Origin of the sequence: Edwardsiella hoshinae NBRC 105699 = ATCC 33379 (assembly GCF_000474215.1) — a bacterium.
Taxonomy (GTDB): domain Bacteria; phylum Pseudomonadota; class Gammaproteobacteria; order Enterobacterales; family Enterobacteriaceae; genus Edwardsiella; species Edwardsiella hoshinae.
Genome location: NZ_BAUC01000010.1, coordinates 149,291 through 169,049, shown reverse-complemented (window position 1 = coordinate 169,049; position 19,759 = coordinate 149,291). Strand labels below are relative to the sequence as shown.

At 57.0% G+C, this 19,759-nt stretch carries 18 protein-coding genes and 1 riboswitch; of the genes, 8 read left to right on the top strand and 10 right to left on the bottom strand.

What is annotated here, in order from left to right:
- Positions 1-32 precede the first annotated feature (32 nt).
- The 4 genes from EHO01S_RS04355 (at position 33) to EHO01S_RS04340 (ending at position 2,610) form a co-directional block, all read left to right on the top strand.
- Positions 33-608 carry a DNA-3-methyladenine glycosylase I gene (locus EHO01S_RS04355; RefSeq protein WP_024522815.1) on the top strand — a complete coding sequence of 192 codons (576 nt, stop codon included), beginning with the start codon at positions 33-35 and terminating at the stop codon, positions 606-608.
- Positions 568-1,020, top strand: a complete 453-nt coding sequence (locus EHO01S_RS17415) for an N-acetyltransferase (protein WP_035370213.1) — start codon at positions 568-570, stop codon at positions 1,018-1,020. Before EHO01S_RS04355 ends, EHO01S_RS17415 begins: the two co-directional genes overlap by 41 nt.
- Positions 1,021-1,051: 31 nt before the next feature.
- Positions 1,052-1,157, top strand: a riboswitch (yybP-ykoY riboswitch).
- A 90-nt stretch (positions 1,158-1,247) separates the two neighbouring features.
- Entirely contained in the window at positions 1,248-1,793 is a 546-nt protein-coding gene (locus tag EHO01S_RS04345) for a TMEM165/GDT1 family protein (RefSeq protein WP_232238256.1), read from the top strand.
- 157 nt (positions 1,794-1,950) lie between these two features.
- Entirely contained in the window at positions 1,951-2,610 is a 660-nt protein-coding gene (locus EHO01S_RS04340; protein ID WP_024522813.1) for an OmpA family lipoprotein, read from the top strand.
- A gap of 33 nt (positions 2,611-2,643) precedes the next feature.
- Here EHO01S_RS04340 and tusA read toward each other — a convergent pair whose 3' ends face one another.
- Positions 2,644-2,892, bottom strand: coding sequence for a sulfurtransferase TusA (gene tusA, locus EHO01S_RS04335; protein ID WP_024522812.1), 249 nt, complete (start codon positions 2,890-2,892; stop codon positions 2,644-2,646).
- A gap of 223 nt (positions 2,893-3,115) precedes the next feature.
- Between tusA and EHO01S_RS04330 the strand changes: the two genes are divergently transcribed.
- From EHO01S_RS04330 to EHO01S_RS04320, 3 genes are all read left to right on the top strand, one after another.
- On the top strand, positions 3,116-3,772 hold the full coding sequence (locus tag EHO01S_RS04330) for a 7-cyano-7-deazaguanine/7-aminomethyl-7-deazaguanine transporter (protein WP_024522811.1): 657 nt from the start codon (positions 3,116-3,118) through the stop codon (positions 3,770-3,772).
- A 185-nt stretch (positions 3,773-3,957) separates the two neighbouring features.
- Positions 3,958-5,979 (top strand): glycoside hydrolase family 3 protein, encoded by a 2,022-nt coding sequence (locus EHO01S_RS04325; protein WP_024522810.1) that lies wholly within the window; start codon positions 3,958-3,960, stop codon positions 5,977-5,979.
- Positions 5,980-6,207: 228 nt separating this feature from the next.
- Complete coding sequence (locus EHO01S_RS04320; RefSeq protein ID WP_024522809.1) at positions 6,208-6,789, top strand: DcrB family lipoprotein; 582 nt, start codon at positions 6,208-6,210, stop codon at positions 6,787-6,789.
- A gap of 50 nt (positions 6,790-6,839) precedes the next feature.
- Here EHO01S_RS04320 and EHO01S_RS04315 read toward each other — a convergent pair whose 3' ends face one another.
- Positions 6,840-8,510 carry an AsmA family protein gene (locus EHO01S_RS04315; RefSeq protein WP_024522808.1) on the bottom strand — a complete coding sequence of 557 codons (1,671 nt, stop codon included), beginning with the start codon at positions 8,508-8,510 and terminating at the stop codon, positions 6,840-6,842.
- Between the two features lie 245 nt (positions 8,511-8,755).
- The gene (locus EHO01S_RS04310; RefSeq protein ID WP_024522807.1) at positions 8,756-10,153 is read right to left on the bottom strand and encodes a nucleobase:cation symporter-2 family protein; all 1,398 of its coding nucleotides are present in this window, start codon (positions 10,151-10,153) and stop codon (positions 8,756-8,758) included.
- A 233-nt stretch (positions 10,154-10,386) separates the two neighbouring features.
- Here EHO01S_RS04310 and gltS point away from each other — a divergent pair, with 233 nt between their 5' ends.
- A complete protein-coding gene (gene gltS, locus EHO01S_RS04305; RefSeq protein ID WP_024522806.1) occupies positions 10,387-11,601 on the top strand; it encodes a sodium/glutamate symporter in 1,215 nt (404 codons plus the stop codon).
- A 14-nt stretch (positions 11,602-11,615) separates the two neighbouring features.
- On the opposite strand, the gene recG is transcribed toward gltS, so the two are convergent.
- From recG to EHO01S_RS04265, 7 genes are all read right to left on the bottom strand, one after another.
- The gene (gene recG / locus EHO01S_RS04300) at positions 11,616-13,697 is read right to left on the bottom strand and encodes an ATP-dependent DNA helicase RecG (RefSeq protein ID WP_024522805.1); all 2,082 of its coding nucleotides are present in this window, start codon (positions 13,695-13,697) and stop codon (positions 11,616-11,618) included.
- A 1-nt stretch (position 13,698) separates the two neighbouring features.
- Complete coding sequence (trmH, locus tag EHO01S_RS04295) at positions 13,699-14,391, bottom strand: tRNA (guanosine(18)-2'-O)-methyltransferase TrmH (RefSeq protein WP_024522804.1); 693 nt, start codon at positions 14,389-14,391, stop codon at positions 13,699-13,701.
- A gap of 5 nt (positions 14,392-14,396) precedes the next feature.
- Positions 14,397-16,490 (bottom strand): bifunctional GTP diphosphokinase/guanosine-3',5'-bis pyrophosphate 3'-pyrophosphohydrolase, encoded by a 2,094-nt coding sequence (gene spoT, locus EHO01S_RS04290; protein WP_024522803.1) that lies wholly within the window; start codon positions 16,488-16,490, stop codon positions 14,397-14,399.
- A 19-nt stretch (positions 16,491-16,509) separates the two neighbouring features.
- The gene (gene rpoZ, locus EHO01S_RS04285) at positions 16,510-16,785 is read right to left on the bottom strand and encodes a DNA-directed RNA polymerase subunit omega (RefSeq protein WP_005291030.1); all 276 of its coding nucleotides are present in this window, start codon (positions 16,783-16,785) and stop codon (positions 16,510-16,512) included.
- A 54-nt stretch (positions 16,786-16,839) separates the two neighbouring features.
- On the bottom strand, positions 16,840-17,463 hold the full coding sequence (gene gmk, locus EHO01S_RS04280; RefSeq protein ID WP_024522802.1) for a guanylate kinase: 624 nt from the start codon (positions 17,461-17,463) through the stop codon (positions 16,840-16,842).
- A gap of 120 nt (positions 17,464-17,583) precedes the next feature.
- Positions 17,584-18,204 (bottom strand): trimeric intracellular cation channel family protein, encoded by a 621-nt coding sequence (locus tag EHO01S_RS04275; protein WP_024522801.1) that lies wholly within the window; start codon positions 18,202-18,204, stop codon positions 17,584-17,586.
- A gap of 593 nt (positions 18,205-18,797) precedes the next feature.
- Positions 18,798-19,730 (bottom strand): divergent polysaccharide deacetylase family protein, encoded by a 933-nt coding sequence (locus EHO01S_RS04265; protein ID WP_024522800.1) that lies wholly within the window; start codon positions 19,728-19,730, stop codon positions 18,798-18,800.
- Positions 19,731-19,759: the final 29 nt, after the last annotated feature.

Sequence of the window (19,759 nt, the reverse complement as noted above, 5' to 3'; positions counted from 1 at the left end):
CATCAGCGGGAGGCAACATGGAACATCACGCAGTGCAACGTTGTGCCTGGGTTACGGCCGATCCAGACTATATCGCCTATCACGATCGGGAGTGGGGGCAACCACTATACGATGAACGGGCATTGTTTGAGCTGTTATGCCTTGAGGGGCAGCAAGCCGGATTATCGTGGCTGACGGTCTTGAAGAAGCGCTCGCACTACCGGCGTGTCTTCCATAACTTCGATCCCCTACGGGTTGCGGCGATGACGCCAGCGGAGCTTGCGCTGCTGATGCAGGATAGCGGGGTTATCCGTAACCGGCGCAAGTTGGCGGCGATCGTCAGCAATGCCCGTGCCTTGTTGGCCATGACGCAAGACGGGGAGGCCTTTGTCCCTTTCCTGTGGTCATTCGTTGGTGGTGCGCCGATCGGGCCGGAAGTGGCGGGAGCGACGCGCAGTACTGCCTCCGATGCGTTGGCACGGGCGTTGAAACGGCGTGGTTTTACCTTCGTTGGAACGACCATCTGCTACGCCTTCATGCAGGCTTGCGGGATGGTGAACGATCATCAAGCGGAATGTTATCTGCACCATGACATGGCCCCTGCGTCTACGCCCGGCGCGGCGCGCTGATTACCCGGCGTTGTTGACGCTGTGGTTGACGCTGACCATTCAGGCTCACCCGACGATTCCGCCGGGTTATTGGCGCTCTAGTCTCCCCTGGGTGCGCGATCGCTACCTACCCGAGGGGCAGACCTGGTTGGCGTTGGACGGTGACAAGATGTGTGGGTTTATCTGCATCTTGCCTCCGCACCTACTTGGCGCACTGTTTGTCGCTCCCCGTTATCGCGGGCGCGGCCTCGCTCAGCGTCTAATGCGTCATGCTAAACGTCATCATCCTTGGCTGTTGTTGGAGGCGTATTGTGCCAACCGTCGGGCGTTGGCCTTTTATCGTCGTCAGGGATTTCGAGTTCTAGAGCAGCAGATCCAGCCGGGCACCGGACAGGCGGTGGCGACGCTGCTTTGGCAAGCCGATGGGGCTTGAGAAACGGCGGCAGCTTGATTACACTGCGCGCTCTTCCGTCATGGGGGAGTAGTCTGTCGGTGTGCTATCACACCGGCGCTGGCGTCAACAAACTTGGTGGTAGCACCATGGCGTCAGCGCCCATCACGCGATGGGTTGACGAGACCTATGGCCGGCTAAGGCGCACTCCGGGGTGAGGGCCTGGTCGCGCCATATGTCCAGATTACTCACCCCGGTATTTGTCTGTCGTGTCTATTATTTTGACTTCGATGAGTTCCGTCGCCTTAGCTGAAATCGGCGATAAAACTCAGCTTTTGACGCTACTGCTGGTGGCGCGTTTTGGTAAACCTTTCCTGATTCTGTTGGCGATCACGCTGGCGACCCTGGTTAATCACTATTTTGCCGCGCTGCTTGGTGAATTGGTCAATCAGTTTCTCAATCCCCAAATTATGCGTTGGATGGTTGCGATCGGTTTCTTGGCGATGGCGGTGTGGGTGCTATTTCCCGATCGAGATGATGGTGAGATCCGGGGAGGGCACCCTTTTTGGACCTCACTGATGGTGTTCTTTCTCGCTGAGATCGGCGATAAGACGCAGATCGCCACCGTCTTATTAGGGGCCCATTACCAACATCTCGCTTGGGTCGTCCTGGGGTCGACATTGGGGATCGTGTTGGCCAATGCACCGATGCTATGGTTCGGCGCCCGTCTACAGCCCTATCTGGTCAGCGGTTGGGGACGACGACTTTCTGCGTTGCTCTTCGCCACTTTAGGAGTTGTTACCCTTATCGTGTGACCCGATTTTTGCTCCACTCATACGGAACCAACGCATACCGTTCCGGTCAGACGGGAACGATGTGGCTTAAGCTGCATGTCCTGAGCCAAGTACGAGTTTATCTCGTTGATTTTCCGCCCCCGGGAGCGGGGGCATTTAACGACATTGAGGTTTCTTCATGAAAAAAAGCCGTTTGTGCATCGCAGGTCTGGTCAGTGCGGCGCTGATCCTCTCCGGTTGTACCACCAATCCTTATACCGGTGAGTCCCAGGCTGGAAAATCGGGCATTGGTGCCGGTCTGGGTGCCTTGCTGGGTGCCGGGGTCGGCGCTCTCTCCTCCTCGAAGAGCGATCGCGGCAAAGGCGCGTTGATCGGTGCCGCCGCCGGGGCTGCATTGGGCGGTGGTATCGGTTATTACATGGATGTGCAGGAAGCGAAGCTGCGTGACAAGATGCGCGGAACCGGTGTGAGCGTGACGCGCCAGGGGGATAACATCGTCCTGAATATGCCGAATAACGTCACTTTCGATTCCAACAGTAGTAACTTGAAGCCAGCTGGTGCCAATACCCTCACCGGGGTGGCGATGGTGTTGAAAGAGTACCAGAAGACGGCGGTGAATGTCGTGGGATATACCGATAGTACTGGCAGCCGTGATCTGAACATGCGTCTGTCACAGCAACGCGCCGACACTGTCGCCAGTGCGTTGATCACCCAGGGCGTGGCGGCAGGACGTATTCGCACCATCGGTATGGGGCCGGCGAATCCGATCGCCAGCAACAGCACCGCGGCGGGTAAAGCACAGAACCGTCGTGTCGAGATTACCCTCAGTCCGCTATAAGCTAATATCGGCAAGCCGCTCGAGAAGGGCGGCTCACTCCGTGCCTTTGCGCAGTAGGTAGCGGTAAGGCGCCTGTTCAGTTTCTTGGGCCAGCAGAGTGTGATCCATAAAGCGGCAGAAGCCGGGAATATCGCGGGTGGTGGCCGGATCGTCGGCGATGATCAGTAGCGTTTCACCCACCGTCATATGGCGTATGGTTTTACGTACCATCATCACGGGCTCCGGGCAGCGTAGGCCCAAGGCATTCAAGGTGTTGTCGGGGTTGGCGAAGCGATCGGTCATGGCGGGTCTCTGGCTGGTATCGTGTCGGCGGGTCATTCGTTTGGGTCAAAGGTATTTCTGGTTAGTGTACCTGCCACGCTGCGCCCTGCAAAGGGCGTTAACGTTTGCGTGAAAAATAACCGTTGCATCATGGCGTGAGCCGGGTATGATCGCCGCCGCATCCATTAGCGGATACGTATTTTTCTTGGGTTCCCTCACCCCAATAACCAAAAAGGTGACATCGATGTTTAATTTTACCCCGCAGCAGCGGTTTACGGCCCTGTGTTGGCTGTCGCTCTTCCATGTGTTGATTATCACATCAAGCAACTATTTAGTGCAGTTGCCGATCACGATCTTTGGCTTCCATACTACCTGGGGCGCATTTACCTTCCCGTTTATTTTTCTGGCGACGGATCTCACGGTGCGTATTTTCGGCGCGCCGTTGGCTCGGCGGATCATTCTTGCGGTGATGGTGCCAGCACTATTGATCTCTTACTGTGTCTCCGCGCTGTTTTTCCAGGGGCAATGGCAGGGGGTTTCCGCCTTGAGCAGCGTGAACCTGATGGTGGCGCGTATCGCCTGTGCCAGCTTTATGGCTTATGTCCTTGGTCAGATCTTGGATGTGCATGTCTTTAATCGTCTGCGTCAGACTCGGGCCTGGTGGGTCGCTCCGACCGCCTCGACGCTGTTCGGCAATATTAGTGATACGCTGTCGTTTTTCTTTATCGCCTTTTATCGCAGTAGCGATGCTTTTATGGCCACCCATTGGGTTGAGATTGCGCTGGTGGACTATACTTTCAAGCTGTTGATTAGCATGATCTTCTTCCTGCCGATGTACGGCGTCATGCTGAATATATTGTTGAAACGCATCGCCTTTCGCCAACAGGTCTCGCTGGCCTAACTCATATGGGATGAGGGAAAACGATACGGGGTAGGCGTAAGCAAACCCCGTTTTTTTATGCTCAATGATGACGAATTATACAGTTAAAAAATAAAAATAAAATATATATCAATAAGTTAAATAATTTATTTTGCTCTCGACTGTGCTAGTTTCCCAGCAGGTTTGAACTGAATGAAGGGGATGCTATGTACAGAGCAACAGAGAAGTCTCAATCCGCATTATTGCTGTGTGGCTTACTGGCGTTGTTTTCCCCGGCGTTAAGGGGGGAGGCCATAATACAGCCCTCGGTCGTTTCTAAGGTTCACCCGTTGCTGTCGGTTCAGGGGTATACGTTCCGTGATGCCAATGGCAATGGTCGGCTAGATCCCTATGAGGATTGGCGCCTGTCTGCCGAGCAGCGCAGTGCCGACCTGGTGTCGCGGATGGATTGGCGAGAGAAGGCGGGTATGATGATGATCGACACTTTCCGGTTGGTAGGGAAAGGTGAGATCCCTTCCGATCAGGCTGACTTGATCAGTCAGCAGCACATGACCCGCTTTATTTTCCGTAACCCGGTGGTTGCAAAACCTCAGGCGGGCAGCAATCAACTAACGCCGCGCGAGGTGGCCGACGCGCTAAACCGGGCACAGATGTTGGCGGAGCAGACCTCACACGGTATTCCGTTATTGTTTAAGTCCAATGCCCGCAATCATATTGATCCGCAGGCGCGTGAGGGGATTAATGTCACCAGTGGGGCATTTTCATCCTGGCCGAAGGAGGCGGGGCTGGCAGCAACACGGGATATGGCATTGATCCGTGAGTTTGCCGAGATTATGGCGCAGGAGTGGCGGGCTGTCGGGATCCGGGGGATGTATGGTTATATGCTGGACTTGGCGACAGAGCCGCGTTGGTACCGTGTGCATGAAACATTTACCGAAGATGCCGATCTGATGTCGGATATTGCCCGTCAGTTGATCCTGGGGTTGCAAGGCCCGGCGCTGGGGAGGCAGAGCATTGCCTTGACTATGAAGCATTTTCCCGGTGGCGGGCCGCAAGAGAAGGGCGGCGATCCCCACTATGCTTATGGTAAGAACCAGAATTATGCGGGGCAGAATTTCGATTATCACCTTAAGCCTTTCATCACGGCCATCGCGCTTGGGGTCTCGGCGATCATGCCCTATTACGGTATTCCTGTTGGGCAGGCCGTGACGCCAAATGATGTCGGGATGGCGTTTTCACCCGGTATTGTGACAGGGTTGCTACGTGAGACGCTGGGTTTTCAGGGATATGTTAACAGCGATACCGGTATTATTGGCGATAGGGCCTGGGGAATTGAGCATTTAGCGGAGCGTGATCAGATTGCCATTGCGGTCAATGCTGGGACGGATGTGCTGTCGGGTTATCACCGTAATGACAGCATCTATGACGCTATCGCCTCGGGAAAAATCAGCCGGCAACGGGTCGATTTGGCTGTCACCCGACTTCTGAAAGTGCAGTTTGCGTTGGGGCTGTTTGAAAATGCGTATGTGGACCCTGCTCAGGCAGCGCAAATTCTGGGGAACCCGGTATTTCAGGCCCGGGCGAATCTGGCACAGCGTAAGTCTATAGTATTGCTGAAAAATGGGAATGGTGAGGTCCCCATTCTCCCCTTGTCTTCGGCGCAGACGCCTACGCTGTATGTGGTTGGGATGGATAAGGCTATTGTTGAAGAGTATGGGTTTAACGCTATCCAAGGGGAAAGGCGCGCGGGGCAATCTTTGTCGGCCATTCCGTCGCAGGTGAAGCGGGCGGTGATCCGGGTGGTCGTCAGTAATCCCTATGTTGAGGAGCGCCGCTTCGGCGGTGCCGCGGAGGATGAGCTGAATAATCTGTCATTCAGTGGTATGGCGGCTTCCCGGAGCTGGCATATCAGTCCATCACTGGCGGATATTCAGGCTATCATGCGTCAGGTCGGCGCGCAGAATACTATTTTGGCGATCAATTACCGCCAACCGTTTGTGCTGGATAAGGCTAGCAAGTTGGAGCAGGCTGGTGCCATTCTGGCGACGTTTGGTGTTTCTGACCGCGCATTGCTGGACGTCCTCAGCGGGCGCGTTAACCCCCAGGGCCGCTTGCCGTTTGCGTTGCCGAATAAAGCGCAGGCGGTGGTAACCCAGTTGTCTGATATGCCGGGATACCGCGCGTTGGACACGTGGCGTCCTTATGGTTTTGGTCTGCGTTATCAGTAAATTGTCGTCTTGATGGCGGCCGACGGAGTCTTTTCTGTGCTGGAGAGGATGCCGAGACTTCAGGGTTATCCTATTATTCCAGCAACCGGTGTTGGAGATGATTACCGTTTAACCTGTCGCAGACCAAAGATTGGTTTCCGGATACGGCGTAACATTCGGTTACTTGCTTTTTATTTCGCGATCGGGTGCGATGTGGCATCAGACCTTCGGACAACATAAGGAATTTCCATGGGTAATTTAGTGAAGTTGATCGGCGTCGGGCTGTTGGTTACCGGGCTGGCCGCTTGTGATGGCAACTCCACCACGGATACTAGCGCCCCGGCGCAGGGAGCAAGTGCGACGCAGCCCAGCGTACCGGCAGGCGCCAAGGTGAATCTACTGGATGGCAAGATTAGCTTTACGCTACCGGCCGGGTTGAGCGATCAGACCAGCAAGTTGGGTTCACAGACCAACAATATGTCGGTATACGCCAATAAGACCGGGCAGCAGGCAGTGATCGTCATTCTGGCTCCGATGCCGAAGGATAGCCTGAATACCCTGTCATCGCGTCTGATTGATCAGCAGAAGTCACGCGACGCCAGTTTGCAGTTGGTCTCGTCTGAGGCGGTGACGCTGGGCGGTAAGTCGGTGGAGAAGGTGGTGAGTATGCAGCAGTCTAATGGTCACGCCGTCTACTCCAGCATCATCCTGGCGCAGGTCGGTGATCAATTGATGACCATGCAGATTTCTCTGCCGGGGGATAACCGTCAAGAGGCGGCGAATATCGCCAATGGTGTCCTCGACACCCTCGCTTTCGCGCAGTCATCATAATGCCCCGCTAGCGCGCCCCGCGTTATGGTGGGGCGCGTTGCATCGACAGCTTACTCGCTTGCGACCAATACCCCATCGACCATGCGTTGTTGCAGGCTATGCCCTTTGGTGTCCTGTGCGCTCAGGGTGGCGTTAACCCCTGGGCGGAATGGTGTCATGGCGCGCAGAGGCGCGTGCAGCGATAGCTGAAGGTTAATGTCACCTTGCAGTGGTAGCGCGGGCCAGCCCCATGCACTTAACTGATCCGCCGGAACAGCATGTCCGTCGAGCGTCAGATTTAGCCGATCATCGTGACGATCGAGGCTAATTTTGGCCTCCAGTAGTCCCTTTTGCGAGATGGCGCTGAGATCATCGATCCGGATACCCTGCTCGTCTGCTAGCAGGGTAAAGGATGGCCGCCGCAAGTCGACCTTGTTGAAGGTGGCCTCGCTGGCATTGAATTGCATCTGACCATTCCAGATCCCCCAACGATGCTGGCGCGCTAGCGTTACTTGATTACCGAAACCATCCAAGGCGGTCATTTGGAAGGGGAAGGTAGGATCGACGTCGACCAGCAGCGTACGACTGAGTGAGAAGTGATCCAGGGTAATGCTGGCCAACCAATCGGGGAGCGGGCGTTGCAACAGCGCTCGCCAGTTTGCCGGCAGGCTGTATTCCAGCCCGACAATGGCCAGATCGTTCAGTGTCAGTTCTCCCTCCTCGCGGCGCCAGGTCCCGCTGGCACGCAGCAGCGCGTTATCCCAGCGAGTGCTGAATTGGCGTACGGTCACCCCTTGTGGCGTCAGGTCGGCGTCAAATAGCGGCTCACTCAGGTGAAGAGGTCCTAGCACGATATCACGGGCGTTGAAGGCTAGCGCGCCTTGCTGGCTCTGCCAATTGCCCTGGTGCAGCGAGACGCGGGAGAGGTTGGCATCCAGACCGCTTAGTGCCCAACCGTCTCCTTCTAGATTGGCGCCCAACAGATCCAGGCGTTGGATCGTCAAGGGGGGGAGGCGCTTCAGCGTATGCAGGAACGGGCGCAGCGCTTGTGGGCTCTGCCAATGGATCTGGCTAAGGCGTAGGGACTCGATGTTCCAGGCCCCGTCCGCCAGGCGGCGTGCCTGTGCGGTCATCTGCCCATTGGCCAGGTCGGCCCCCAGATTGGTAAACCACAGTTGACGATCGCGGTACTCTCCCTGGAGTAGGACGTTCTGCGCGGGGAGCTCGCCGACACGCAAGGTGGCCGCGCTAAATTGGAACGCGATGCGCGAGGTGGTGGGGTGTAGCGGAGTGATGCCGCCGTCGACGCCCGTCGCGTGTAGCGGCCAGTCACTATTCGGCCAGTCGAGCCGCATATCCTGTAGTTGTAGAGTATTCGCGTCGATGGGAAGCGCTGGTAGGCCTGTCGAGGTTAGCTGGAGAGTTCCGCGGCTGAGGCGGATAGTACTGAAGCGACGTGGTGTACTGAACTGTTGCCCGCCGACGGTCAGGGTCACCACCGCTGCTTGCAGTTCGGCGGCTTGCCCAGCCCGCGCTAGGCTGAAGTCTGTTAATTGCAGCTCTCTGGGACGGCTGATGTCGTGGTGTAAGGCGCCGAGGGTGATGCGATAGGAGGTATGGTCGTTGACCCAGGCGCTGATCTGGCGGGCAGCCCAATGACTTTGTAACACGAAATAGGCCGCCACTAATGCCAGCAGCAATAGAATGATGAGGGTCAAGAGCAGTTTCCCGACAACTTTCATGGCGATCCGTCCTTTCAGTAATCCGCAGAGTCAGACTCTGTATGCGAACTCGCTGCCGCCTCAATACGGCTCAATCGCTCCCATCCAGTGCCCAGCTCACGCCGGATGACGGATCCAGACGCTGTCGCGGTGGTGGGAAGGGAGCGGGATATCTTCTAGTTTATGCCGTAATTGTGCATGAGGCTCAAGGGGGAGCGCTCTGAAAGGAGAAGGCGGACCGGAACAAAGGTCCACCAGGGAGGCGATCAGCGCGATGTTTCCTGTGGAAAGATCAGGTTCAGCACGATGGCGGTGATGCCGCCGGCGGCAATACCGGAGGCCAACAGCGTCTTCAGCCACTGCGGGGCAAATTGCAGAATTTCTGGCTGCTGGGATACTCCCAGGCCAACGGCCAGCGAGAGGGCCATGATCATGATGGCGCGGCGGTTGAGCGGCTCACGTGAGACGATGCGCACGCCAGAGGCGGCGATGGTACCGAACATGACGATGGTGGCACCGCCGAGCACTGGCTCGGGAATATGTTGTACGAAGCCCGCCACCGCCGGGAATAGGCCTAGCAGGATCAGCATCAGCGCCACCACGAAGCCCACCTTACGGCTGGCGACGCCGGTCAGTTGGATCACGCCGTTATTCTGACCAAAACAGGAATTAGGGAAGGTGTTGAATACTGCGGATAGCATCGAGTTGAGGCCGTTCGCCAGAACCCCACCTTTCAGTCGCTTCATATACAGCGGTCCGGATACCGGCTGCTCCGAGACGTCCGAGGTAGCGGTGATATCTCCAATGGTTTCTAGCGACGTCACCATAAATACCAGCATCAGCGGAATCAGCAGATTCCAGTCAATACCCAGACCGTAATACAGTGGTGTGGGCACGATGACCAGCGGCGCGTTATGCGGCTCGGCAGCCGATTGTGGCAGCATATTCATCGCCCAAGCCATGGCGTAGCCAATGGCCATGGCGATCACCAATGAGGCGACGCGGAGATAAGGGTTGCGTTGGCGGTTGAGCAAAATGATCACCAGTAGCACCGCTCCAGCCAGTAATAGATTACGCGGTGCACCGAAGCTGTGATCGTTCATCGCGGCATAGCCGCCGCCGATAGAGATTAGGCCGACCTGAATGAGCGACAGACCGATGATCATCACCACGATGCCGGAGACCAGTGGTGTGATGATACGGCGTGCCAGATGCAGGAAACGGGACAGGATAATCTCGGTGCAGGAGGCCACCATCAGGGTACCGAACAGGGTAGCCATCATGGTGGGAATATCTGCACCGCCCGTTTTCAATGTCATGCCGCCCATGATCAGCGGAGTGACAAAGTTAAAACTGGTGCCCTGAATCGACAATAATCCTGATCCGACGGGGCCCCAGGTCTTAATTTGCAGCAGCGATGCTAGCCCCGAGGCGAAGAGCGACATGCTGATAATATGCTGCGTATCCTGGGCCGGTAGACCTAGTGCCTGGCAGATGAGTAGCGCTGGGGTGATCACGGCGACAAACATCGCCAGCAGATGCTGGCAGGCGGCGAACAGAGTTTGTGCTAACGGCGGGCGATCATCCAGACGGTAAATTAGCTCGCTGCTGGGTATGGTGTTCGGCGAGTTTGCAGGATTAAGCTCGGTGATGTGTGTGGTCATAATTACGGCATCCAGGATCGACAATGGGCGCATTTTAATGATCTCACGCGCAAAAGCAAACGTTTGCGTGTGAGTTGGCGCGCTTTTTTTTGCTCTTTTGCATGCACAAGTTTTTTTCTCTAAAAACTTGCTGCACCATAACCTTTGCCTTTACATTGGTGGATTCCAAAACTGTACTAAGAAGGTGTGTTTATATAACTTTCTGAAATATAAAAACTATATGGAGTACCTGAATGTATCACATGGATATTTATGGCACCTTGGTTGCCGCGACACTGGTGTTATTGCTGGGACGCCAGATGGTGCAAAAAATACCGCTGTTAACCAAATACACCATTCCTGAACCAGTGGCGGGTGGTCTACTGGTCGCCTTGGCCCTGTTGGTTCTGAAAAAGAGCGTCGGATTCGAAATTGACTTCGATATGTCGCTGAAAGATCCGTTGATGCTGGCCTTTTTCGCCACCATCGGTCTGAACGCTAATCTGGCTAGCCTGCGAGCCGGGGGGAAAGCGCTCAGTATCTTCCTGTTTGTCGTGGTCGGTTTACTGATCGTGCAGAATGCGATCGGTATCAGCATGGCGAAGCTGCTGGGTCTAGATCCGTTGATGGGGCTGCTGGCTGGCTCGATCACCCTTTCCGGCGGTCATGGTACTGGCGCAGCCTGGAGTAAGCTATTTATTGAGCGTTATGGCTTCCAAAACGCCACCGAGGTCGCGATGGCGTGCGCCACCTTTGGCCTGGTTCTCGGTGGCTTGATCGGTGGTCCGGTGGCGCGCTATCTGGTTAAGCACTCCTCGACACCGGATGGTACCCCTGATGACAACGCTGTCCCCAGTGCTTTCGAGAAACCGCAGAGTGGGCGGATGATCACCTCGCTAGTACTGATTGAAACTCTGGCGCTGATCGTCATCTGTCTGACTGTTGGCCAACTGATCGCCGGTTGGTTGCGCGGCTCTGCATTAGAGTTACCGACTTTCGTTTGTGTACTGTTCGTCGGGGTTATCCTGAGTAACACCCTGTCGAAGATCGGCTTCTATCAGGTGTTCGAGCGCGCCGTCTCGGTACTGGGTAACGTCAGCCTCTCCCTGTTCCTGGCGATGGCGCTGATGAGCCTCAAGCTGTGGGAGTTGGCCTCACTGGCGCTGCCAATGCTGGCTATCCTGGCGGTACAAACACTGGTGATGGCACTGTATGCCATTTTCGTTACCTACCGAGTGATGGGGAAAAACTATGATGCAGCGGTATTGGCCGCAGGACATTGTGGTTTCGGCCTCGGTGCGACGCCGACGGCGATCGCCAATATGCAGGCGATCACCGAGCGTTTCGGCCCTTCTCACCTCGCTTTCTTGGTGGTTCCGATGGTCGGGGCGTTCTTTATCGATATTGCTAACGCCATCATTATTAAGTTGTATTTGATGCTGCCGCTGTTCGCTCAAGCGCTCGGTTAAGCCGAGCCGGGCGATCAGGCGTTAGAGTAGCGATCGCCCGCCGGTAGCCAGCGCTCGATCAGTGCCTGGGCATGCTGAGGATAGGTGCTGTGTAGGTGACGGGCGATGCGCTGCACTTCGGGGATCAGCGCTTGGTCGCGTAGCAGATCGGCAACGCGGAATTCGGCATTGCCAGTCTGGCGGGTACCCAATAGCTCGCCCGGGCCGCGGATCTCCAGATCGCGCTGGGCGATCACGAAGCCATCGTTGCTGTCGCGTAGAACCTGTAGGCGTTGTTGTGCCGTTTGGCTCAGCGGCGCCTTGTACAGCAGAACGCAGTGAGAAGCCACCGCTCCGCGTCCGACGCGTCCGCGTAGCTGGTGGAGTTGGGCTAGCCCTAAGCGCTCCGGGTTTTCGATGATCATCAGACTGGCGTTAGGAACATCGACGCCGACTTCGATTACGGTGGTGGCGACCAGCAGGTCGATCTCTCCCGCTTTGAAGCGAGCCATCACCTGTTGTTTATCTGCCGCTTTCATCCGCCCATGCACTAGAGCGATGCGCAGCTCAGGCAACTGTTGGCTTAGGGCCTCAGCGGTTGCCTCTGCGGCCTGCGCCTCCAGCAGTTCCGACTCTTCGATCAGGGTACATACCCAATAAGCTTGACGTTTTTCCGTGAGGCAGGCGTGACGTACGCGTTCCAGGATCTGTTCGCGCCGAGTATCGGCGATGGCGACGGTGGTGATCGGGGTTCGTCCCGGTGGTAGCTCATCTATCACCGAAGTATCCAAATCGGCGTAGGCGGTCATCGCCAGTGTGCGTGGGATCGGGGTGGCGGTCATGATCAATTGATGGGGGTGAAAGCCCTGCGCCTGGCCCTTCTCCCATAACGCGAGGCGTTGATGCACACCGAAGCGGTGCTGTTCGTCGATGATCACCAGCGCTAGACCAGCGAATTGCACCTGCTCTTGAAACAGAGCATGGGTACCGACGACCATGTCTACCTCGCCGGCGGCGATGGCGGCCATTTGCGTCTGGCGTGCTTTACCTTTCTGCTTGCCAGCCAGCCAACCCACGCGTAGCCCCAGCGGCTCGAACCAGTGACGAAAGTTAGCGGCGTGTTGCTCGGCTAGCAGCTCGGTGGGGGCCATTAGCGCCACCTGATAGCCATTGGCGATGGCGCGTAGCGCCGCCAAGGCGGCGACCAGTGTCTTACCGCAACCGACGTCGCCCTGCACCAGACGCATCATCGGTACGCTCTTGGCCATATCGCTCTCGATATCTGCCAATACGCGCCATTGCGCGGCCGTCGGGGTGAACGGCAGCGCCGCCAGTAGGCGTTGCTTGAGGTTATCGTCGGCGCCGAGTGCGAGGGCGTGCTGGCGTTGATTACCGGCACGCACCGCCAGCATGCTGAGGTGGTGCGCCAGCAACTCTTCCAGGATCAGACGGCGTTGCGCCGGATGGCGGCCTTGGGCCAGATCCGCCAGACGGATGTCGGGCGGCGGGCGGTGTAGGGTGTGTAAGGCGTCGGGCAGGCTGATCAGTCCCTGGACAAGAGATTCTGGCAGTAGCTCGGGGATCGGGGTAATATCGAGTAGCGCCAATGCTTGGTCGCTCAGCTTGCGCAGCGTCGCCTGGCGTACACCGTCGGTCGTTGGATAGACTGGCGTCAGAGCGGCTTGCAGCGCAATGGGAGTCTCGTCGCCGTGGATACGGTATTCGGGGTGGATGATCTCGCCACCGTGATGGCCGCGTTTGATCTCACCATAGGCGAGCACGCGTTTGCCGGGTGATAAGCTATTCTTCATCGCGGCAGTGAAATTGAAGAAGCGTAGCGTTAGCAGGCCGCTGCCATCGCTGATCTGGCTGGTCAGCATGCGGCGGCGACCAAAGGCGACATCGGTACGTAGCACCTCCCCTTCAACCGTGACCACCTGGCCCGGCTGGAGTTCATCGATGCGGTATAAGCGAGTACGATCTTCGTAGCGCAGCGGTAGGTGGAGCAACAGATCCTGTATGGTGATCAGTCCGAGCTTGGCCAGCTTTCCCGCCTGACTGGCGCCTACGCCGGAGAGCGAGGTCAGCGGGACGGCGTCGAGCAGGCGGCCCTGCATGTCAGCTCCTCGCCGCCTGCATAGCGTCCCACCAGGCCTGTGGCGCTTCGATTTGCCCGTCGTCGCCGATGTGGGGACGCGCTAGCCCTTTACGGCGTGCGACGCTAGCCAGGACTGGGTAGCCTCCTTCCCATAACAGGCGCTGCTGCTCCTCGTCGCTCAGGCGTGGTTGGCGGTGTTGATACATACCGGCCTGTTGACGTTGACGTTGCGCCTCGTACAGGATCAAGGCGCTGGCGACGGAGACGTTGAGCGACTGCACCATACCGACCATTGGAATGATAATGTCGCGATCGGCCAATTGTAGCGCTTCGGCGCTGATGCCACGCTTCTCTTGTCCCATCAAGATACAGGTAGGGCGGGTATAGTCGATTTCGCGGAAGTCGACCGCCGTTGCCGACAGGTTGGTCGCCAGGATCTGCATTCCTTGGCCTTTGAGTTCGCTGACGGCAGAGGCGATGTCGCGATGAGTTTTGACGCTGACCCAACTGTTGCTGCCGGCAGCGGTGGAGACCAGGGTACGCATACTCTTACCTGGCCACACGGCATGTACCTGATGAACGCCGACCGCGTCAGCGGTGCGGATCACGGCGGAGACGTTATGCGGTTTGTGAACCTGCTCCATGCAGACGGTCAGATCGGGCTGGCGGGCCGCCATCATCTGACAGATGCGGGCATAGCGTTGTGGCGTCATGGCGATTAGTTTCTGTTTCGGGTGACTTTAATGACATCCGGCATGATGCGGATTTTGCGCATGATGTTAGCCAGATGTACGCGATCGCGCGTTGTCAGGCGAATATATACCGAGTAAACGCGCCCGTCTTTCTCTTCGGTGTTCATGCTCTGGATATTGGAGGCGGTAGCGTTGATCGCCGCTGTTAGGTTGGCCAGCGCCCCCTGATGGTTGAACATGTCGACCTTTATTTCGGCGATAAACTCCTGATCGATCGCCTTGTCCCACTCTACCGGCATAAACTTCTCTGGCTCTTTCTGGTAGCCGCGGATGTTACGGCAGGACTCGTGGTGGATCACTAACCCTTTGCCGGGACTAACGTGGGCGACGATCGGATCGCCGGGGATCGGACGGCAGCACTTAGCGAAGGTGAGTAACACCCCGTCGGCACCTTTGATCGGCAGGTTGCGCCCACCGGGCGGGGTATCTTGCTCGCCGAGCAGATTGCGCGCCACCACCACACTCATCGCGTTGCCTAGGCCGATCTCTGCCAGCAGATCATCCAACGATTGGAGCTTCATTCGATCCAGCTCACGCTGGATATTCTGCGGCGGAATAGTTGCCAGCTTGCGACCGTTACCCAGCGCGTGGGTCAACAGGCGACGTCCCAGACTGACGGAGTCGTCGCGCTTGAGGTTTTTCAGCATCTGGCGGATTTTGGCGCGCGCTTTGGAGCTGACCACGAAGTTCAGCCAAGCGGCATTGGGACGCGCGCCGGGGGCGGTGATGATCTCAATGGTCTGGCCGCTATTCAGGGCTTGAGAGAGCGGGTAGGGTTGGCGATCGACGCGCGCACCGACACAGGCGTGGCCGATATCGGTATGCACCGCATAGGCGAAGTCAACTGGCGTGGCACCGGCGGGCAGTTCGACGATACGCCCTTCGGGAGTAAAGACATAGATTTCGTCGGGGAACAGATCCGATTTCACGCTCTCGATAAATTCGAAGGAACTACCGGCGCTCTGTTGCAGCTCCAGTAGACTCTGCATCCAACGTTGGGCACGGATCTGGGCGGTAGTACTCGACTCACCCTCTTTGTAGGCCCAGTGTGCGGCGACCCCCATCTCGGCCATTTGATCCATGTCTTCGGTACGGATCTGCACCTCGACCGGGACACCGTGTGGCCCGATCAGCGAGGTATGCAGCGACTGATAGCCGTTGGCCTTGGGAATAGCGATGTAGTCTTTCACCCGACCGGGACGCGGCTTGTACAGGCTATGTACCTGGCCGAGCACCCGATAGCAGGTATCCACATCCTTAACGATCACGCGGAAGGCGTAGATATCCATGATGGAGTGGAAGCGCTGCTCTTTGAGATGCATCTTACGATAGATGGAGTAGAGGTGCTTCTCTCGCCCATTGACCTGGCAGACGATTCCCGCTTCGCTCAGGCGTCCGTCGATCTCCGCCAGGATTTTCTGGATCATCTCCTTGCGATTGCCACGCGCCGCCTTGACCACCTCTTTGATTACTCGGTAACGATTGGGGTAGAGAGCTTCGAAGCCCAACTCCTCCAGCTCGGTTTTGAGATGATGGATACCCAGGCGGTGAGCCAGCGGGCTATAGATTTCCAGGGTTTCGCGCGCGATGCGGCGCCGTTTATCCGGACGCAGCGAACCCAGGGTACGCATGTTGTGGGTTCGGTCGGCCAATTTGATCAGAATGACGCGGATGTCTTGCACCATCGCCATGATCATCTTGCGGAAGTTCTCCGCTTGGGCCTCTTTCTTATCGCGGAACTTCAGTTTGTCGAGCTTCGACACCCCTTCCACCAGTTCGGCGACGCTCTTGCCGAACAACTGCTCCATGTCTTGGTAGGTGGCGGGGGTATCTTCGATGACGTCGTGTAACAGGGCGGCCATCAGCGTCTCGTAGTCGAGACGCATCTCAGCCAGGATGCAGGCCACCGCGACGGGGTGGGTAATGTAGGGCTCACCACTGGAGCGCGTTTGCCCCTCGTGCGCATCGCGCGCGACCAGATAGGCCTGCTTCAGACGTTTGATCTGCTCTTCCGGCAGGTATTTTTGAATCAGAAGATTCAGGCTTTCAAACAGATACAAAGGCTGCCCTTGAGGTTAATTAACGACGACCTTCCGCAATGGCGGTGACGGCTTGCAGCTCAGCGGCTTCCTGCTCTTGCTGCTCTTGACGTTCGCGTACGTCGAGGATCTGGTTGTTAATCAGACCTTCCTCGATCTCGCGCAGGGCGATAACGGTGGTCTTATCGTTCTCTTCCGGAACCAGCGGCTCTTTGCCGCCCGTCTGCATCTGGCGCGCGCGACGAGCAGCGACCAACACCAGGTCAAAACGGTTACCAATTTTCTCTACAGCGTCTTGAACAGTTACGCGTGCCATAAAAGTGCTACTCCACAGGTGAAGAAATGACTGGGCATGATACTGAAACTAAGCTCAGTCTGCCAATAATTTGCTGATTAAAGCATCATGACGCAACTGCTGACGCTCGCGACGCAGGCGTTCGGCGCGGATGATGGTGCGCAGATCCTGGAGCGCGACGTCGAAGTCGTCGTTGATGATGAGATAGTCGTACTCGCTATAGTGCGACATTTCGCTGACCGCCTTGTCCATACGCCCTGCGATGACTTCATCGCTATCCTGGCCGCGGCCATGCAGGCGACGAACCAGCTCCTCGCGCGATGGGGGCAAGATGAAGATACTGCGGGCCTGCGGCATCTTATCGCGCACTTGGCGGGCACCCTGCCAATCGATATCGAGGAAGACATCAATGCCTTGCGCTAGCACCTTTTCGATCGCCTGACGCGAGGTACCATAGTAGTTGCCAAAAACTTCGGCGTGCTCCAGGAAATCATCACGCGCGATCATTGCCTTGAACTCGTCCACAGAGACAAAGTAGTAATGCTCGCCATGCTGTTCGCCCGGACGGCTGGCGCGCGTGGTGTGCGAAATGGAAACCCGGGAGTCGTAGGCCGGCTGCGTCTTCAGCAAGGCCTGGATCAGGCTGGATTTGCCAGCGCCGCTCGGCGCGGAAACGATATAGAGCGTACCTTGTACCATGTGTGTGTCTTGTCAGCGTGTAAAAGAGCGAAATATAGCAAGATATCCGCTCATTATACACGGCTATGGTGGCGGTTGCAGCGCTCTCGTTGCCTTGCTGCGGCGATTTCGCCGCACGGACTATTCACGCTCAGGTTGCTTGTAGTCGAATACCGGCAGGCTCAGGTGGAAGCGCAGTGCCAGCAGACGCGCGGTAAAACCGACCACCAGGGTGATGATCACCGTGAGATCCTGCGGGACTTGGAGATAGAGCAGCCCCAAGTAGAGCCAGGCGGCGGCGAAAGAGATGCCGGCGTACAGCTCCTTTTGGAACACCAGTGGGATCTGGTTGCAGAACAGGTCGCGCAAGACACCGCCGAATACTCCGGTGATAACGGCTGCGATCACCGCGATGATTGGGCCATGCCCCATTTCTAAGGCCACCTGGGCACCGATGATAGAGAATACCATCAAGCCGACAGCATCCAGCAATAAAAACAGGCGGCGTAGGTGTGACATCAGGGGCGCCACCCAGGTAGTCAGTACGGCGGCACAGGCGACGATGACGATGTTTTCCGGATGTTTGACCCAGCTCAGTGGGTAGTGTCCCAATAGCATATCGCGCACCGAGCCGCCGCCGATTGCGGTCGCCGAAGCGATGATGATTACACCAAAGGTATCCATCTGACGGCGTCCCGCCGCTAATGCGCCGGTCATCGCCTCTGCGGTTATGCCGACAATATAAAGAATGCTCAGTAACATAATGACTCTGCTCGTCCGTATAGCCAGGTAAACAGGAGAAAGTGGGCAGGATAGTCAGCAGTGCGGTTCCGTACGACTGAGTTTTTCTAAGGAGTTTAAAGTTTAATTACTTTTACTAATGTTAAATATCTTGATTGCTGGTGTTTTCAGTCGTTTTTGTCCTCTTTACGGATTAGTTTTTATGTTTTTTTTGATACACCCTATCTCCCATGCCTTGCACCTGAAGCCGGTGGTGGAACCCCTGCGGTGCGATGAGGTGGAACGAGATACAGAGGCTCTCATTCAGTGACGCAGCGACCAGCAAACGATTAATGGCTAATGGCGCTAGCGCTTGTGTGCTTAGCGTTTGCAGGAGGCGGGTCCGGCCACTCGCTGATTGTGCCGCTTTGCTGTGGGGACGGTTCGCGTAATGGCAAGCATGGGGCAGGTAGCGGCGGCCGATCGTCTGTGCGGATATTTGTGGCGTAAACGCGCGACGGACGCCGTGCTTGGGGGATAGGCTGAAACCAGCCTGGCCCCTAGCGGATGGCGGGACTGTCGGTGGCCTAGTGTTGATGGCTAGGTGTCGGTAGGCGAGTTGCGAGTTGCGCCTATCACGCGAACCAAAAGGTCCATCGAGTCTGGAGCCACTTCATCGCTGGCGCATTATTGACGCTTTGCAAGATCACCTGCCAGGCGCGATCGGCGTAGATCGGCGTGACCGTTGATGTCAGTCGACACTGGCGGATCCCGCTGAAACGCGGAGCATGCTGTGGGGCAGATTGTGTCGCTCGCGGCGTGCCAGCATCGGTACTATCGGCCACCGCGTTGAGCAGCGCGCTGGGTTTGACCAGCACGATGTCGGCCGGCAGACTGGGCAGCATTTGTTGTAGGACGCGTACCGTCGCGGGATGTGGGTGGCCTATCGCGATGGCCGAGCCGTTGCGCCGCGCCAGTTGTATCGCGCGGTTGAGTTGTGCTCGGATGGCGCCCTCACTCTGCGCGTCGTCGAGGAAGACCTTACGCTTGATGACCTTCACTCCCGTGCCTTGGGCGGCGTTGCTCACCTGGCTGTGGGCGATGGTCATGCTGTCGAGGAAATAAAGAAAGTGATATTGTTCCAATGCCCGCATTACTTTCTGCATTCCGGCCAGATTAGAGGTCATAGCGCTCCCCATATGGTTATTCATGCCAACGGCATAGGGGACGTTATCCACCGCTTGGCGGATGATGCGCTGGATCTCCGCTTCACTCATAGAGGGTTGCAGAGTATTTCGTTCCAAGGGTTGTTTGCTGAGCGGTGCCATGGGCAGGTGGATCAGGATCTCGCGCCCTTGGGCATGAGCGCGTAGCGCCATCTCGCGGGCATGGGGCGCATTGGGTAGCACGGCGATGGTGATGGGTAACGGCAGCGCCAATACCTGTTTTTCTTCGTGCGGACGGTAACCGAAATCATCAATGACGATGGCAAGTTTGCCGGCCAGCGCCGGTGCGGCCAATACGCTACCCAGTAGCGCGAGTAAAGCCAGTCGGATCAGTGAACGCAAGGCCTATTCCTTCTTTACTATAGGCGTAT

Coding starts and splice junctions, on each gene's coding strand:
- EHO01S_RS17415 (WP_035370213.1), top strand. CDS start 568: ATGACATGGCCCCTGCGTCTACGCCCGGCGCGGCGCGCTGATTACCCG.
- EHO01S_RS04340 (WP_024522813.1), top strand. CDS start 1,951: ATGAAAAAAAGCCGTTTGTGCATCGCAGGTCTGGTCAGTGCGGCGCTG.
- tusA (WP_024522812.1), bottom strand. CDS start 2,892: ATGACCGATCGCTTCGCCAACCCCGACAACACCTTGAATGCCTTGGGC.
- EHO01S_RS04330 (WP_024522811.1), top strand. CDS start 3,116: ATGTTTAATTTTACCCCGCAGCAGCGGTTTACGGCCCTGTGTTGGCTG.
- EHO01S_RS04325 (WP_024522810.1), top strand. CDS start 3,958: ATGTACAGAGCAACAGAGAAGTCTCAATCCGCATTATTGCTGTGTGGC.
- EHO01S_RS04320 (WP_024522809.1), top strand. CDS start 6,208: ATGGGTAATTTAGTGAAGTTGATCGGCGTCGGGCTGTTGGTTACCGGG.
- EHO01S_RS04315 (WP_024522808.1), bottom strand. CDS start 8,510: ATGAAAGTTGTCGGGAAACTGCTCTTGACCCTCATCATTCTATTGCTG.
- EHO01S_RS04310 (WP_024522807.1), bottom strand. CDS start 10,153: ATGACCACACACATCACCGAGCTTAATCCTGCAAACTCGCCGAACACC.
- gltS (WP_024522806.1), top strand. CDS start 10,387: ATGTATCACATGGATATTTATGGCACCTTGGTTGCCGCGACACTGGTG.
- recG (WP_024522805.1), bottom strand. CDS start 13,697: ATGCAGGGCCGCCTGCTCGACGCCGTCCCGCTGACCTCGCTCTCCGGC.
- trmH (WP_024522804.1), bottom strand. CDS start 14,391: ATGACGCCACAACGCTATGCCCGCATCTGTCAGATGATGGCGGCCCGC.
- rpoZ (WP_005291030.1), bottom strand. CDS start 16,785: ATGGCACGCGTAACTGTTCAAGACGCTGTAGAGAAAATTGGTAACCGT.
- gmk (WP_024522802.1), bottom strand. CDS start 17,463: ATGGTACAAGGTACGCTCTATATCGTTTCCGCGCCGAGCGGCGCTGGC.
- EHO01S_RS04275 (WP_024522801.1), bottom strand. CDS start 18,204: ATGTTACTGAGCATTCTTTATATTGTCGGCATAACCGCAGAGGCGATG.